This window comes from Sphingobacterium psychroaquaticum, assembly GCF_004421025.1.
Taxonomy (GTDB): Bacteria; Bacteroidota; Bacteroidia; order Sphingobacteriales; family Sphingobacteriaceae; genus Sphingobacterium; species Sphingobacterium psychroaquaticum.
The window spans coordinates 4,040,357-4,055,908 of record NZ_CP038029.1 but is presented as its reverse complement, the minus strand read 5'-3'; the positions used below and the strand labels follow the sequence as shown (position 1 = coordinate 4,055,908).

The following is a 15,552-nucleotide window of genomic DNA, read 5'->3' as shown; positions in this document are numbered from 1 at the left end:
TTTTTTGTTTTTATTAACTTCATTACTTACTAGCCAAATACTTTTCCCAAGCCCAGGCTGATGCCATCATCTCTTCAATTCCTAGTTCTGCTTTCCAGCCCAGTTCTTCAGACGATTTTGTTACATCACCCCATACTTTGATAATATCTCCTTCACGACGAGGGCCTACTACATAGTTTAACGTTTGACCGGATGCTTTCTCGAAAGCTTTAATCGCTTCGAGTACCGAATAGCCATTACCCGTACCTACGTTAAAGACATCGTACTTACCGTTCTTGTTGCCTTTCTCCAATAATTTGATCGCGGCTACATGAGCCTTTGCTAAATCTACGACATGGATATAATCACGTACACATGAACCATCAGGGGTATCGTAATCACCGCCAAATACCGTTAGTTTTTCACGTTTTCCAATTGCCGTTTGTGTAATAAAAGGAAGTAGGTTTTGGGGAACACCGATAGGGAGCTCACCAATTAAGGCTGAGGCATGGGCACCAACTGGATTAAAGTAGCGCAGTGCAATGATGTTGTAATTGTTATATGCGTTTGCGGTTTCTTCTAGTATTTCTTCTGCAATTTGTTTGGTATTGCCATAAGGTGAGGTCGCTTTTTTTACAGGAGCAGATTCCGTAACAGGTAATATATCGGGTTCACCATACACGGTACAGCTAGACGAGAATACGAAATTCACAGGTTTTTCCTGGTATGCATTTAATAGGTTGATCAGCGAGAAAAAGTTATTGTGATAATACTTTAATGGTTTCTCTACGGACTCACCAACGGCCTTTGATGCCGCAAAGTGGATGACACCACCGATATCAGGATTGTTCTTTACGAATTCAAATACCTTAGCTTCATCACATAGGTCGAACTCATGAAACTCGGGTTTTACACCGATAATTTTTTCGATCTGATCTAAAATCTGGATGTTGGAGTTGGATAGATTATCGATGATAACCGGTGTGTAGCCTGCATTATGTAATTCGACAACGGTATGGGAACCGATATATCCTGTTCCGCCAGTGACTAGTATTTTGCTCATTATTGTTGATTATAATATGTAAAATCTTTTTGTTGCAATTTTTCATTAGGGATCGTCCGATAATAGGCGATCGTTTTTTCGAGACCATCTTTACGCTTAACTAATGGTGCCCATTGAAGAAGCTCTTGTGCTAGACGGATGTCCGGACGTCTTTGTTTTGGGTCATCAACGGGGAGTCCCTGGAAACTAATCTTCGATGTGCTCGCTGTCAGTTCAATAATTTCTTTAGCGATATCGATAACCGGCATCTCATCTGGATTTCCAATATTTACAGGAAGGTTGTAATCCGCCATCAACAGTCTGTAGATGCCTTCCACTTGGTCAGATACATAGCAGAATGAACGGGTTTGTGTGCCATCTCCGAAGACAGATAACGCTTCGCCTCTTAGTGCTTGCGCGATAAAGGTCGGCAAAGCTCGTCCATCATTCAGGCGCATTCGAGGTCCGTATGTATTAAATATGCGTACAATTCTGGTGTCTAATCCATGAAAGTTGTGGTAAGCCATGGTAATAGCCTCCTGAAAGCGTTTGGCTTCATCGTATACACCGCGAGGTCCAACGGGGTTTACATTTCCCCAATAGGATTCTGGCTGCGGAGAAACCAAGGGGTCGCCGTATACTTCCGAGGTTGAAGCAACGAGGATTCTAGCTTGCTTACTCTTCGCTAACCCCAACAGATTGTGCGTACCCAAAGAACCGACTTTTAAGGTCTGGATAGGAATACGTACATAGTCAATGGGACTTGCCGGCGATGCAAAGTGCAAGATATAGTCTAACTCGCCAGGGATATGGACAAACTCTGATACATCGTGTTGGTAAAATTCGAAGTTAGGAAGCCTGAATAGATGTTCGATATTTCGGAGGTCTCCCGTAATGAGATTATCCATACCGATTACTTGCATGCCTTCGGCAATGAAACGGTCGCAAAGGTGCGAGCCTAGGAAGCCTGCAGCACCGGTGATGAGTACACGTTTTTTTACTTGTCTATTCACGGATGTCGGGTATCGATAAAGTTTAATATCTTTGACGAATATAAGGATATTTTAACAAGATGCATCTTCTATACGATTTAGGAATTTGGCTTTACGGTCTTATTTTGCGGCTTATCTCCCCATTTTATGCGAAAGCTAAGCTATGGGTGGAAGGCCGTCGCGGTATCTTCATTCGACTAGAACAAACGGTTGAAAGTGGAAGCCACCCTATTTGGTTTCACTTTGCTTCCTTGGGTGAATTTGAACAAGGAAGGTCGGTGATGGAGGGCATAAAAAAGAAATATCCGGATGAAAAAATATTGATAACTTTTTTTTCGCCATCGGGGTTTGAGGTTCGAAAGAACACGCCTTTGGCAGATTATGTTTTCTATTTGCCTGCTGATACATCTCGAAATGCACGACGGTTTTTAGATATCGTACAGCCGAAGTTGGCGGTTTTTACAAAATATGAGTATTGGTATCATTATTTTAAGGAACTGGATCGTCGTCAGGTTCAGCTGTTGATGATTTCATCGATTTTTCGTGAAGAGCAGGTTTTCTTTAAGTGGTATGGAGGTTTCTTTCGGTCGATTCTAAAGCGGGTAACATTTTTCTTTACGCAGAATACGGATTCGGTGCTTTGGCTAAAATCCATTGGTATTACACAGGCGGGGCTTGCAGGTGATACGCGGTTTGATCGGGTAGTGGAATTGCCCAAACAGCGGAGGTCTATTGCAGAGGTGGAGGATTTTCTGCTGGGGAGTGGTGTGGTGTTGGTGGCCGGGAGTACTTGGCTACCGGATGAGCAACTTCTTGCGGAATTGTTGAGTGCGCAAAAAGGTTTGAAAATTATTTTGGCACCGCATGAGATTCATGATTCACATATCCGTGATGTGCAGCAACTTTTTCCTAAATCGTTACTGTTATCGCAGTATGCGACATATAATGCTGTTGAGAAGCAGCAGGCAACGGTTCTGGTGATTGATAATATCGGTATGCTGTCTTCACTGTACGGTTATGGTGAGCTTGCTTACATCGGTGGTGGCTTTGGAGCTGGTATTCACAATACATTGGAAGCAGCTACGTATGGGTTACCGGTGATTTTCGGTCCGAAGTATGCTAAATTTCAGGAAGCGGTGGATTTGATCGAAGTAGGCGCTGGATTTAGTATCAGTACAGTAGCTGAGCTTTTTGAGGTTTTTGAAGCCCTTCAACATCATGTGAAATTGGAAAATGCTTCTTTCGCGTCAGCAAAGTATGTCAAGGAGAAAGCAGGCGCTACGCAGATTATTATGCGGTATTTGGCGGATTTTTTGTAAGAAGGGGACTCCTCTATGTCGGAGGGTATCTTCTTTTTTACCTCAAAAAAGAAGCAAAAAATTCGTCGCTAGGAATTTTTGCAGGGAGGGTTGGTGCGGAGGCAAGTTCCTACAGATTGCAAATATTCCTCAGGCGACATTTGGCGGTTAAGGAAAGCTAGAAGCAGTACCGTTTTGAAAAAATCATCTCGTCATCCCGAACGAGGTACGAGGAGGGATCTATGGACAATCTTTCCAAAGTAGGTGGTGGTTTGTTGAGACACAAACCCCGAAGGGCGAAGCTAGATGTTGTGTCTTTTTTGTCGTTGTATAGTAGTTTGTATATGTAGGATTTTCGCCTAATGTAGGGGCTAGGCTTGTAACCTCAACTTCTTTACTCTCTCGCGACTTACCTCCCTCACACTCTTTTATCCCCTTCACCCTCTTTACCTTTTTTAATTTTTCCCTTTTGAATTTTCCCTTTGCCTGAAAAATAAGTGTTATATTTACACCAAACCTTAAACCGCTATGTTTCAATTTTCAGAGCAGCCCCACAAACGTAAAAATTTGCTGACGGGCGAATATATTTTAGTGTCCCCGCATCGGAGTAAACGTCCTTGGCAAGGACAGGTCGAAGACGTTGTTGGAGCAGAAAGACCTGCCTATGATCCTCAATGTTACCTCTGTCCGGGAAATGCGCGTGCTGAAGGTTCTGTCAATCCTGCTTATACCAATAGTTTTGTTTTTGTAAATGATTTTTCGGCTTTGCTGGAAGAGACGGTTCCAGAGACACAGGCAGACGGAGGCCTGCTGATTGCGGAAGCTGAGCGTGGTATCTGCAAGGTGATATCCTTTTCCCCTCGTCATGATCTGACACTACCGGAAATGTCAATGGAAGCGATTAAAGCCGTGGTGGACTTGTGGCAAAAGGAATTCGTAGACCTGTCTGTTCATGAGTGGATAAAGTATATACAGATTTTTGAAAATAAGGGAGCCATAATGGGGTGTAGCAATCCGCATCCGCATGGGCAAATATGGGCGCAGAGTTCAATTCCGGTGGAGATTGAGAAAGAAAGTAAGCAGCAATTAAATTATTATAAAGAAAAAGGACGTACCTTGTTATCGGACTATTTATCCCTTGAGCTTGAAAAGAACGAGCGAATTATTGTGGAGGGAGAACATTTTGTAGCCGTTGTGCCTTTCTGGGCGTCGTGGCCGTATGAGACGATGATTATTAGCAAGCGTTCAATACAAAACATTGGAGCCTTTAGGGATGATGAAAAGCTGGATTTTGCAAGGGTGTTGCAGGAGCTGACCATTCGATACGACAATATTTTCGGTACATCGTTTCCTTATTCGGCTGGTATGCATCAAGCACCCACGAATGATGGAGAGCATCCGGAATGGCATTGGCATATGCATTTTTATCCGCCGCTGCTTCGTTCCGCGACGGTGAAAAAATTTATGGTCGGCTACGAGATGTTGGCTATGCCACAGCGGGATATCACAGCAGAACAGGCTGCAAAGACATTAAAAGAACAGTCTACAATACACTATAAAGTGAAGAGATAATGATTTCTAAAGAAAAGATAAGTACACGATATAAAGAACTTTTTGACTCGGACGCCAACCATATTGTGAGGTCCCCTGGTCGTATCAATATTATTGGGGAGCATACGGATTATAATGAAGGCTTTGTGTTGCCGACGGCAATTGATAAAGCGATCTATGTCGCGGTTTCGAGACGTTCGGACAATATGATTCGGTTGTATGCGGAAGACTTTCAGACATTTTATGAAACGCCGTTGTCAGCTATTCATCCCACGACGGAAGGATGGCCTAATTATGTGTTGGGGGTAGTGAATCAACTTGTGGAACGTAGACTTCCTGTTTCAGGATTCAATCTTTATATCGATGGCGACGTTCCTTTGGGAGCTGGGTTGTCTTCTTCGGCGGCGTTGGAGTGTGCGACCGGTTTTGCGTTGAATGTGTTGTTTGATTTGGAGTTAGGTCGGGTAGAGATTGCAAAAATCGGGCAATTGGCAGAACATACGTATGCTGGGGTGCAATGTGGAATTATGGATCAGTTTGCTTCTGCAATGAGTAAAGCAGGACATGTTTTGCGCTTGGACTGTCGGGACCTTTCTTTCTTGTACAAACCGTTGGAGCTTGGTGATTATACAATTCTTTTATTGAATACCAATGTGAAGCACTCGTTGGCTTCTACGGCGTATAATGATCGACGATCGGCATGTGAAGCAGCAGTTCGTTTGATCCAGCAAAAACATGTCGAGGTGAATAGTTTGCGCGATGCAACGGTTACTATGCTGGAAGAGCAGGTATTACCAGTGGATGCTGATGCTTTTGTTAAAAGTCGGTTCATTATTGAAGAGAACGAGCGCGTAGAGCAGGTTTGTGTGGCGTTAGAAAATGGCGATTTGGAGACGATGGGGGAGCTTATGTATCGGGCACATGAAGGTTTGAGTAAAGAATATGATGTAAGCTGTCCGGAATTGGATTTTTTGGTTGATTATGTTCGTCAGTTTCCTGAAATATTGGGTGCACGTATGATGGGAGGTGGATTTGGAGGATGTACGATTAATTTGGTGCATAAACGTTTTGAAGATTTATTGATTGACCGGATGAAGCCGGTTTATGAGGAAAAATTTGGCTTGGAACTGACGGCAATAAAAGTGGTGCCTTCGGCGGGAACATCCTTGTTGTGAGGAGAGAAGGGGGCAAGGAGTTAGAGAAGTTAAGAAGGAGGGGACACGAGCAGAAGCCTCGCGCTAGCAAGGGCCGGTTACGTATGACAAAGACTGCCGCGTCGTGCCTCTTCGCAGTGACGAAAAAGATCGTTTTTATTGTCATAGCGAACCTGAGGAACGAAGGTGTGGCGATCATTTAGATACTTCAAAAGGACTTTAATCAGTTCATGGTAGTACCGCTCTTGTCATGTTGAGCCTGCCTGCGGTAGACAGGGGTGTTGAAACATTGGTAAGTATTCGAGAGTCCTTAACTTGGCCTTCCAATATTAATACGAGAGCGGACACGAGCCGAAGCCTCGTGCCAGCAAAGGTCGGCTCAGCGGAGAAATGGCAGCCGCTTTAACATCTTAACTACTTTACTTCCTAACCCATTTACAACTTTACACAACCTTCTTGTAGCGTTTTCCTGATAACTCTCGTTTATCTTAATGTTTTACAATAAATTATTGCCAATTTTGCACTTTATTTTGAAAAGATGACTACTAACACAGCTAGGCCTAATCGACTTGTATATACCCTTTTGCTATTGGCTATTATTGCTATGGCTCAGTTGGTTTTGATTGTTTTTTTAGAGAAGAATAATTTTAATAATAAGATTGTCTTGAAAGGAGGATACGGTGTTCCGCATGCTCCAATATTAGATGAGTAATTTACGAGGACAAAGAGGGGATCTAGTGGACAAGAAGGGGACATTCGCTATACTTTTGACCTTTCAGAGGAAGAGTAACATTTTTTTAATCTAAGTTTGCAATCTTCTTTTAAAAACTGGAACAGATTTTGGAGAGAAGGAAACAAACAATTTAATACTATTCAACCGTAAGGAACTTTTATGAGTAAAGGAAAAGATAAAAGAGAAGATTATAACCCGGGACCGCGGGTAGGTATAACATTTTCAACATTTGATTTATTGCACGCGGGTCATATCATGATGTTAGCGGAAGCAAAACGACAGTGTGATTATTTAATTTGTGGATTGCAGATGGATCCGACATTAGATCGCCCGGAAAAAAATCCACCCACGCAAACTGTTGTGGAGCGTTATATACAACTTCGAGGTTGCTCTTATGTGGATGAAATCGTTCCTTACTCGACAGAACAGGATCTAGAGGACATTCTTCGTTCTTTTAAGCTGGATGTGCGTATTGTTGGAGATGAATATAAAAATAAAGATTTTACAGGCCGCAAATATTGTGAAGATAAGGGGATTGATCTTTATTTCAATAGTCGTGATCATCGTTTCTCTAGCTCCGGTTTGCGTAAAATTGTAGCCGAAAAAGAAGCGCAGAAGAATGGTAAAAAATAACACAATTATAAAATTGTAAAGAGACAATATCTACCTAGAGTGAATTCTCTTTGGATGTTTTGTTTTTATTTTATAATGTAACATTTACTTTTCCGATGCTCTTGGGTGCGGGTGTTTATTTATGATATTGTTGTTTCCTGCGGTCATTGTTTATAAGAGAACGAAATGAATAACTCTTTAGTTTAAAAGTGCTATTTTCGCAATCAATTAATGCGTATATTTATTAATGGCTAAAGATTTTATTTGTCTTTTAACGTTAGTTGGTCTAGGATTGCTTATCGGATATGTTCTGATGCGAATTCGTCGGTCTTATAATTTTAAAAAGGATATCAACTTTTTAACACATATGCGTTTACTAACGGGGGTGGAGTTAGGTGATTCTTATGTAAAAGGAAGTATTGTTGTCGATTTTCATAATTATGTAGATAGTTTGCAAGTTATGATGGTTACGAGAGCGAACTTCAATAATAGTGCTTTCGAGATACTTCCTTCACAGTTACTTTGCTTTAATCCAACAAAGGGAAGGGTGCAGACTCTTAGTCTGAACTTTAAGATAAAAGATTCTATTTTGGCGGTTTATGAAAACAAAATAGTGAAAGTTTGGTACGAGGGATTGTATATTAGTAAGGACGGTAAGGTAAAGCATTTTGAAGCAAAAATCCCTCTTCTGGTGAGAAGTGAAGTTATATAGGCATTGCAATTTACGGTTTTCCGTTTTCGAGTAAGTGTAAATATTGTGTATTTTCGTTGTCTTAGGGCTGTTTTGAGGAAGAGAAAGTTCTAGAGATATAAAGCTTATATTAGTTTTTTATATAAGGAAATTGTCCATGGCTAAAAGCTGATAATCTTTAGAAGAGATATTAATTTACTGATGAAAAAAATATTAATTACGGGTGGTGCGGGGTTCATTGGATCCCATGTGGTTCGGGAGTTTGTTAACAAGTACCCAGAATATCATATTGTTAATCTAGACGCTTTGACCTACGCAGGTAATCTCGAAAACCTGAAAGATATTGAGAATAAGCCAAATTATACTTTTGTTAAAGCGGATATTACGGATGCTGCTCATATGCTGGCTGTTTTTCAAGAACATCAACCAGAGGGTGTTATCCATCTTGCAGCAGAATCACATGTGGATCGTTCCATTACAAATCCGACAGCGTTTGTGATGACGAATGTTATTGGTACTGTAAATCTTCTGAATGCGGCAAAAGAAATCTGGAAAGATAACTTTGAAGGAAAACGCTTCCATCATGTATCCACGGATGAGGTTTACGGTACGCTAGGTGAAACGGGACTTTTCCGTGAAGATACCGCCTATGATCCGCATTCACCATATTCAGCCTCTAAGGCGTCTTCGGATCACTTTGTGCGTGCATACCACGACACATATGGCTTACCGATTGTCTTGACGAATTGTTCCAACAATTATGGACCCAATCATTTTCCTGAAAAATTGATCCCACTTTGTATTCATAATATACTTAATAATAAGCCACTTCCAGTTTATGGAGACGGTAAGTTTACACGTGATTGGCTGTTTGTCATTGATCATGCAAAAGCAATCGATCTTGTCTTCCATAATGGTAAGAATGGTGATTCTTACAATGTTGGTGGATTCAACGAGTGGCAAAATATAGATTTGGTAAAAGAGTTGTGTAAGCAGGTGGATGAAAAGCTTGGTCGACCGCAAGGAACGGCTGCTGCATTGATCACATTTGTGAAAGATCGTCCTGGTCATGACCTACGCTACGCTATTGATGCGACGAAGATTAACCAAGAGCTGGGCTATCAACCATCGGTAACTTTTGAGCAAGGTTTGTCTGTAACAATCGATTGGTTTTTGAATAATCAGGAGTGGTTGGATAATGTGACTTCTGGTGATTATCAGAAGTATTATGAAGGACAATATGTGGGGAATAGTTAGATAGTTTACTTTCTAACATTATTAACAATCAAATGCAAGTAATAGAAACAAAACTTAAAGGCTGCTATATCGTAGAGCCGGTTAAGTTTGGCGATAGCCGAGGATATTTTTTTGAAAGCTTCAACGAACGGACGTTTAATAAATTGACTGGGACTGAGACGCACTTTGTGCAAGACAATCAATCATTCTCTACGAGAGGTGTATTGCGCGGACTTCATGCGCAAGCGGGTGATCATGCGCAGGCGAAGCTGGTCCGTGTATTGCAGGGAGCAGTCTTGGACGTCGCGGTGGATGTACGTCCTGGTTCAGACACGTATGGTCAATATGTTGCGGTTGAGTTATCAGTGGAAAATAATAGACAGCTTTTTGTGCCGCGTGGATTTCTACATGGATTCGTGGTTTTGAGCGAGGTAGCAACATTTTTTTATAAATGTGATAATTTCTATAACAAGGATTCAGAATGTGGCATTCATCCGCTAGATCAGGATTTGGCGGTTGATTGGCAAATTCCCATAGAAGAATTATTGCTATCAGATAAGGATAAAGAAGCGCAATCATTTGCAGCTTTTACCGCTCAGGTGGTGAAGTAAGGATGTTAAGTGGTGAGGATGTGAAGGGGTAAAGTAGAGGTGTTAAGAAGGTGAAGTCGTAAAGGTTGGTAAAGATGTGAAGCGGTAAAGTAAAGTTGTAAAGAGAGCTGAGAACGGAAAGAGGATGTAATTGCGAGGAGCGTAGCGACGCGGCAATCATCCTTATATCTTAACTCTCTAACTTCTTAACGTTTTAACCTCTTAACGCCTTAATTTATAAAAGAATAAATGAAAATACTAGTTACAGGTGCTAATGGCCAACTTGGGTCAGAGCTTCATGATATTCTACAAAAACATTCTGATAAGGAATGTTTCTTTCTTGACCGGAAGCAATTGCCTTTGGATCAGACCGCAATTATTCAGGACATCCTGGCAATGTATCATCCCGATGTGATTATACACGCCGCAGCCTATACGGCTGTAGATAAAGCGGAAAATGAGCCTGATTTAGCAGATAGAATCAATCATTTGGCCTCTGAAGAGATTGCGCAATATTGTCGACTCAATGAAACGAAGCTAATTGCCGTGTCAACGGACTATGTATTTGACGGAAACTCGGACACGCCGTTAAAAGAAGATGCACCGGTTGCTCCGATCAATGTGTATGGTGAAAGTAAGTTGAAGGGGGAGCATGCAATCATGAAATGGCATCCGGAGAGTATTATCATCCGCACTTCATGGGTATATTCGACTTATGGTAATAATTTTGTAAAGACCATGATTCGTCTGATGACTGAGCGTGATGAAATATCGGTCATCAACGATCAGATAGGTTCGCCAACCTATGCAAAAGATCTAGCACAAGCCATTGTCGATATTGTCGATAGTGAGGATTGGGTTGGTGGGATTTATCATTACAGCAATGAAGGAGAAATATCATGGTATGACTTTGCGGCTGCAATTAAAGAAGTAAAAGGTCTAGCGAGCATGATTCATCCTATCCCAACGGCGCAGTATCCAACACCTGCAAAGCGACCTCGATATTCGTTGCTTGATAAGTCGAAGATCCACCGTACCTTTGGGGTAGAGGTACCTGATTGGCGGGAGAGTTTAGAGAAAATGTTAGGTATACTATAGATATTTAATGACATGAAGGGAATTATTTTAGCAGGCGGTTCAGGAACGAGGCTACATCCGCTTACTTTGGCGGTGTCTAAGCAGCTGATGCCCGTATATGATAAACCAATGATTTACTACCCGCTGTCAACATTAATGTTGGCGGGGATTCGTGAAATTTTAATTATTTCCACACCCCAAGACTTACCAAACTTTAAAAAACTCTTAGGTGATGGTTCGCAAATTGGCTGTAAGTTTTCGTACAAAGAGCAACCTAGTCCGGATGGTTTAGCGCAAGCTTTTATCTTGGGTGAAGAATTTATTGGAGACGATAAAGTTGCTTTAATTCTAGGAGACAATATATTTTATGGTTCAGGTATGTCTAAGCTATTGCAATCCTGTGCCAATGCCGATGGTGGCGTGGTTTTTGCTTATCCTGTTCACGATCCGGAGCGTTATGGTGTTGTGGAGTTTGATACGGATAAAAATGTCGTGTCTATAGAAGAAAAACCTGTAGAGCCTAAATCAAATTATGCGGTTCCTGGATTATATTTTTATGACAATGATGTCGTTGAGATAGCGAAAAACATTAAACCGTCACATCGTGGTGAATTGGAGATTACGGATGTGAACAAGGAGTATCTAAAGCGTGGTAAATTAAAAGTCGGTGTTTTTGACCGTGGTACAGCCTGGTTGGATACGGGAACCATACAGTCGCTGATGCAAGCAGGTCAATTTGTGCAGGTGATTGAAGAACGACAGGGAATGAAGATTGGTGCTATTGAGGAGGTCGCGTATCGGATGGGTTGGATCGATAAGGAGCAATTGATAAAAGTGGCTGAGCCATTGAAAAAGTCCGGTTACGGGGAATATTTGATGCATATAGTTAAATAGATTTAGCTACTTTTGTAGGAAAACCAAAAGACAAGAATGAGGAGATTGTTTGTTTTGTGCTTTACTTTGTGTTGTTTAATACAACTGAAGGGGCAAGTTAATGTTAGTAGTTTAAAAGTTGACAATCTAAGCGATGCTCAGATTGAACAATATGTGAAGCAAGCGGAGCTTATGGGATACTCAGATGCTCAATTACCTGATTTTGCACGCGCCCAAGGTATTTCGGCAACGGAGGTAAAGAAACTACAAGATCGATTACAACGAATCAAGAAAAATAAACAATCGGAATCGCAGGTGTCGGCGAAAAGTAACAACTCCCAAGGTTCAGGTAGACAGGTGCTCGGAGATCCTAGTGCTAGAGGAAGGAATCGTTTCTTGAGTGAAGTTGATTCACTGCGATTCATGCAGGATAGCTTGCTTGCTGTTGGTAAACCAAAGGTGTTTGGTGCAGACCTATTTAAAAACAATGCGATCACATTTGAACCTAACCTAAGGATGGCGACACCGTCATCGTATGTAATTGGTCCTGACGATGAGTTATTGTTGGATATTACCGGGGATAACGAAGTATCGTACAAATTACCTGTTAGCCCAGAAGGAAATATAAAGGTGGAGTACGTCGGGGTTATTAATGTTTCTGGACTTTCTATTTCAGCCGCAAGAAGTAAAATCAGCCAACGATTAAGTTCCGTGTATGGAGCTATTAATTCAGGAAGAACCAAGGTCGATGTTAACATCGGAAACATTCGTAGTATCCGTGTGACACTCACAGGGGCCGTGACTAAGCCAGGGACTTATACGTTGCCGTCATTGGCAACCGTATTTAATGCGCTGTATGCATCAGGAGGTCCTGCTGAAAATGGTAGTTATCGGGATGTTCAGGTTATTCGTAACAACCATGTTGTATCAAGGATTGATATTTATGATTTTCTGGTGAATGGTTTGCAAAAGGGAAATATTCGTCTTCAAGATCAGGATGTAATTCACATACCTGTATATGCCAATAGGGTTCAATTCGAAGGAGAAGTTAAACGTCCCGCGATTTTTGAAATAGTGAAAGGTGAATCGCTACAAGATGTTTTGAATTATGCCGGTGGCTTTGGAGAAAATGCTTATTCAGCTAAAATTAAAGTGTTTCAAAAGACAGATCGTGAACGTAAGATCTCTGATATATACGCCGATCAATTTGCCGATTACGAGCCAAAAAATGGGGATAATTTTCTCGCTGAAGAGTTGTTAGATAGATACGAGAATAGAGTAAGTATTTTGGGGGCTGTTTTTCGGCCGGGTGTATATGGATTAGAGAACGGGATGACTTTGCGTGAATTGTTGGAGAAAGCGCAAGGCGTACGGGAGGATGCTTTTATGGAACGCGGATTGATTAATAGACTTGCTGCTGATAATACATTGCAATTGGTAAATTTTAACGTGCGCGCTGTTTTGGACGGAAAAGTAGCAGATATTATCCTAATGCGTGAAGATAAAATCTCTATCTCCTCCATTTTTGATTTACGTGATGAGTATAAGTTTATCGTTCAGGGCCAAGTGCGTAGGCCAGGAGAATTCCCTTATGCGGTTAATGCTACGCTGGGAGATGTCATTCAGAAAGCCGGAGGTTTAACTGAAGAAGCAAAGAACGCTCGTATTGAGATTGCTCGGCGAATACGGAATAGAGATGCACAGGATACCGTTTCCTCTAATATTATTTTGGTAAATATCCGAAACGGTAAGTTGGAGGATTCAAGTATTGTGCTAAAACCGTATGATGTTGTTAGTGTGCTGGGGGACGCAAATTACCGCGTACAGCGACAAGTAAAAATCGAAGGAGAAGTATTGTATCCGGGAATCTATACGATTAATAGGGAAGATGAACGTATATCTGATGTTATTACAAGAGCAGGTGGATTAACGGCTTATGCCTACACGGAAGGAGCTTCTTTACGTCGTACGGGAACATCCAAACTTAAAGCTGAAATCAAAAAAGAAAAAGAGTTACGGAAAACTGAGTTGGGGTCAGAAGCTGCTGTCCACGGTTTTGATGAAGAGGACGATGCATTAAATATAGGAGGTAACAGAGCTACAAAACAGGCTTTAAGTAAAGTTTCGCAATCTGCAGCGGTTGAAGCCGTTGTCGCAGAGCCAAGTGATCTCGTAGGTATTGAATTACATAAAGTATTAGCAAAACCATATCAACGCGAGGATTTGTTGCTGTTAGATGGAGATATTATTACTGTTCCAAAGGAACTGCAGACGGTCAGAGTTGTTGGCGAAGTACTTAATCCGAATAATGTAGTTTATGTGAAAGGAAAGTCTTTAAGTTATTATGTGAACCAAGCAGGAGGTTTTACTAGTGAGGCACTAAAGAAAAAAGTTTTTGTACAGTACGCGAACGGGGCCGTAAAAGGTCGTTCTGGGAACTATCCCGAAGTAAAACCTGGAGCTGAGATTGTGGTGCCAAAACGTGCGCCGCGAGAAAAACTAAATGCGCAAGGCTGGATTGGGTTAGGAACAGGAGTTGCTTCGTTGGCTGCGATTATTGTTAGTTTGTTAAGATAAAGATAATGATGGATAGTGCAGCAAATAAGAGTGAACAAGAAATTTCTTTGAAGGATCTATTCATTAATATTAAACAATGGGGAGTCTATTTATTTTCTAAATGGTATATATTACTAATTGCTGGATTCTTTGGGGCAGGGATCGGTATTCTCTATTCGAAAGTAAAAAAACCGATTTATACAGCAACAACAACATTCGTTCTGGAGTCAGGAGAAAATAGTGGAGGTGGATTGTCTCAATATATGGGTATGGCGGCTATGATTGGCATCGATCTGAGTAGTGGTGGAGGGGGGATCTTTCAAGGTGATAATCTTTTAGAGTTGTATAAATCGCGTAAGATGATTGAAGCGGCTCTTCTTAGGCCCTCTGTTAGCGATAGTGCACAATTACTAATAGATAAATATATAGACTTGAGTAAAACCAAAGAGGTTTGGAAAGAAAAGACTCCCGGATTGTTGTCTATAGACTTTAAATTGCATCATCAGAAAACGCCAATAATCCAAAGGCAAAGAGATAGTATACTATCCAAAGCAGTCTTAGAAATAAATAAAAATATTCTTCAAGTCGGAAAACCGGATAAAAAAATGTCGATTATCAAGATTGATGTGAAATCGGAAAATGAGGTTTTTGCTAAAGAGTTTAATGAAGCTCTTGTGATGGAAGTAAATGAATTTTACATACAAACTAAGACAAAAAAATCGTTGGATAACATAGTGATTTTACAACATAAGACTGACTCTGTGAGAGCTGTGATGAATGGAGCTATCTCTTCTGCAGCAATAATTGTTGATGCAACGCCAAATTTGAATTTGACGAAGCAAGCGCAACGTATAGTTCCTTCACAAAGGTCTCAATTTTCGGCAGAGACTAATAAGGCGATATTAGGGCAGCTTGTGCAGAATTTGGAGATGTCCAAAATGGCTTTAATGAAGGAAGCACCATTAATACAGAAAGTCGATGAACCTATTTATCCATTGAGTGTTGAAAGAATTGGAAAGCTTAAATCTGTTTTTTTTTGTAGTATCTTTTTAACTGTTCTTACTGCCGTTTTCATCGTGTTTAGGAAGATCATGTTTCGTGTATTAGATTGATAGCTTTGAGTATTAATATTAGTAAAATTATCAGATATTGATTTTTTTTCTTTTAT

General features: G+C 41.0%; 14 protein-coding genes. 12 read left to right on the top strand and 2 right to left on the bottom strand.

Going from position 1 to position 15,552, the window contains the following annotated elements:
• Positions 1-22 precede the first annotated feature (22 nt).
• Entirely contained in the window at positions 23-1,042 is a 1,020-nt protein-coding gene (galE, locus tag E2P86_RS16745; protein WP_134433813.1) for a UDP-glucose 4-epimerase GalE, read from the bottom strand.
• A complete protein-coding gene (locus tag E2P86_RS16740; protein ID WP_134433812.1) occupies positions 1,042-2,034 on the bottom strand; it encodes a UDP-glucuronic acid decarboxylase family protein in 993 nt (330 codons plus the stop codon). The genes galE and E2P86_RS16740 overlap by 1 nt, the downstream gene beginning before the upstream one ends.
• A gap of 59 nt (positions 2,035-2,093) precedes the next feature.
• Between E2P86_RS16740 and E2P86_RS16735 the strand changes: the two genes are divergently transcribed.
• The 12 genes from E2P86_RS16735 to E2P86_RS16685 all read left to right on the top strand — a co-directional run bounded on the left by E2P86_RS16735 (position 2,094) and on the right by E2P86_RS16685 (position 15,496).
• Positions 2,094-3,332 carry a 3-deoxy-D-manno-octulosonic acid transferase gene (locus tag E2P86_RS16735; RefSeq protein ID WP_134433811.1) on the top strand — a complete coding sequence of 413 codons (1,239 nt, stop codon included), beginning with the start codon at positions 2,094-2,096 and terminating at the stop codon, positions 3,330-3,332.
• 507 nt (positions 3,333-3,839) lie between these two features.
• Positions 3,840-4,883 carry a UDP-glucose--hexose-1-phosphate uridylyltransferase gene (locus E2P86_RS16730; RefSeq protein WP_134433810.1) on the top strand — a complete coding sequence of 348 codons (1,044 nt, stop codon included), beginning with the start codon at positions 3,840-3,842 and terminating at the stop codon, positions 4,881-4,883.
• Positions 4,883-6,037 (top strand): galactokinase, encoded by a 1,155-nt coding sequence (gene galK, locus E2P86_RS16725; protein ID WP_134433809.1) that lies wholly within the window; start codon positions 4,883-4,885, stop codon positions 6,035-6,037. Before E2P86_RS16730 ends, galK begins: the two co-directional genes overlap by 1 nt.
• 517 nt (positions 6,038-6,554) lie before the next feature.
• On the top strand, positions 6,555-6,728 hold the full coding sequence (locus E2P86_RS18225) for a hypothetical protein (RefSeq protein WP_166785214.1): 174 nt from the start codon (positions 6,555-6,557) through the stop codon (positions 6,726-6,728).
• A 180-nt stretch (positions 6,729-6,908) separates the two neighbouring features.
• A complete protein-coding gene (locus E2P86_RS16720) occupies positions 6,909-7,382 on the top strand; it encodes an adenylyltransferase/cytidyltransferase family protein (RefSeq protein ID WP_085473370.1) in 474 nt (157 codons plus the stop codon).
• A 346-nt stretch (positions 7,383-7,728) separates the two neighbouring features.
• On the top strand, positions 7,729-8,073 hold the full coding sequence (locus E2P86_RS16715; protein WP_134433808.1) for a hypothetical protein: 345 nt from the start codon (positions 7,729-7,731) through the stop codon (positions 8,071-8,073).
• A gap of 180 nt (positions 8,074-8,253) precedes the next feature.
• Positions 8,254-9,309: a dTDP-glucose 4,6-dehydratase gene (gene rfbB, locus E2P86_RS16710; protein WP_134433807.1), complete on the top strand. Its 1,056-nt coding sequence runs from the start codon at positions 8,254-8,256 to the stop codon at positions 9,307-9,309.
• Between the two features lie 32 nt (positions 9,310-9,341).
• A complete protein-coding gene (gene rfbC, locus E2P86_RS16705) occupies positions 9,342-9,899 on the top strand; it encodes a dTDP-4-dehydrorhamnose 3,5-epimerase (RefSeq protein WP_134433806.1) in 558 nt (185 codons plus the stop codon).
• A gap of 228 nt (positions 9,900-10,127) precedes the next feature.
• A complete protein-coding gene (gene rfbD, locus E2P86_RS16700) occupies positions 10,128-10,976 on the top strand; it encodes a dTDP-4-dehydrorhamnose reductase (RefSeq protein ID WP_085473366.1) in 849 nt (282 codons plus the stop codon).
• A 12-nt stretch (positions 10,977-10,988) separates the two neighbouring features.
• Entirely contained in the window at positions 10,989-11,849 is an 861-nt protein-coding gene (rfbA, locus tag E2P86_RS16695; RefSeq protein WP_085473365.1) for a glucose-1-phosphate thymidylyltransferase RfbA, read from the top strand.
• 36 nt (positions 11,850-11,885) lie between these two features.
• Entirely contained in the window at positions 11,886-14,405 is a 2,520-nt protein-coding gene (locus E2P86_RS16690; protein ID WP_134433805.1) for an SLBB domain-containing protein, read from the top strand.
• A gap of 5 nt (positions 14,406-14,410) precedes the next feature.
• Positions 14,411-15,496: a GumC domain-containing protein gene (locus E2P86_RS16685; RefSeq protein WP_085473363.1), complete on the top strand. Its 1,086-nt coding sequence runs from the start codon at positions 14,411-14,413 to the stop codon at positions 15,494-15,496.
• Positions 15,497-15,552: the final 56 nt, after the last annotated feature.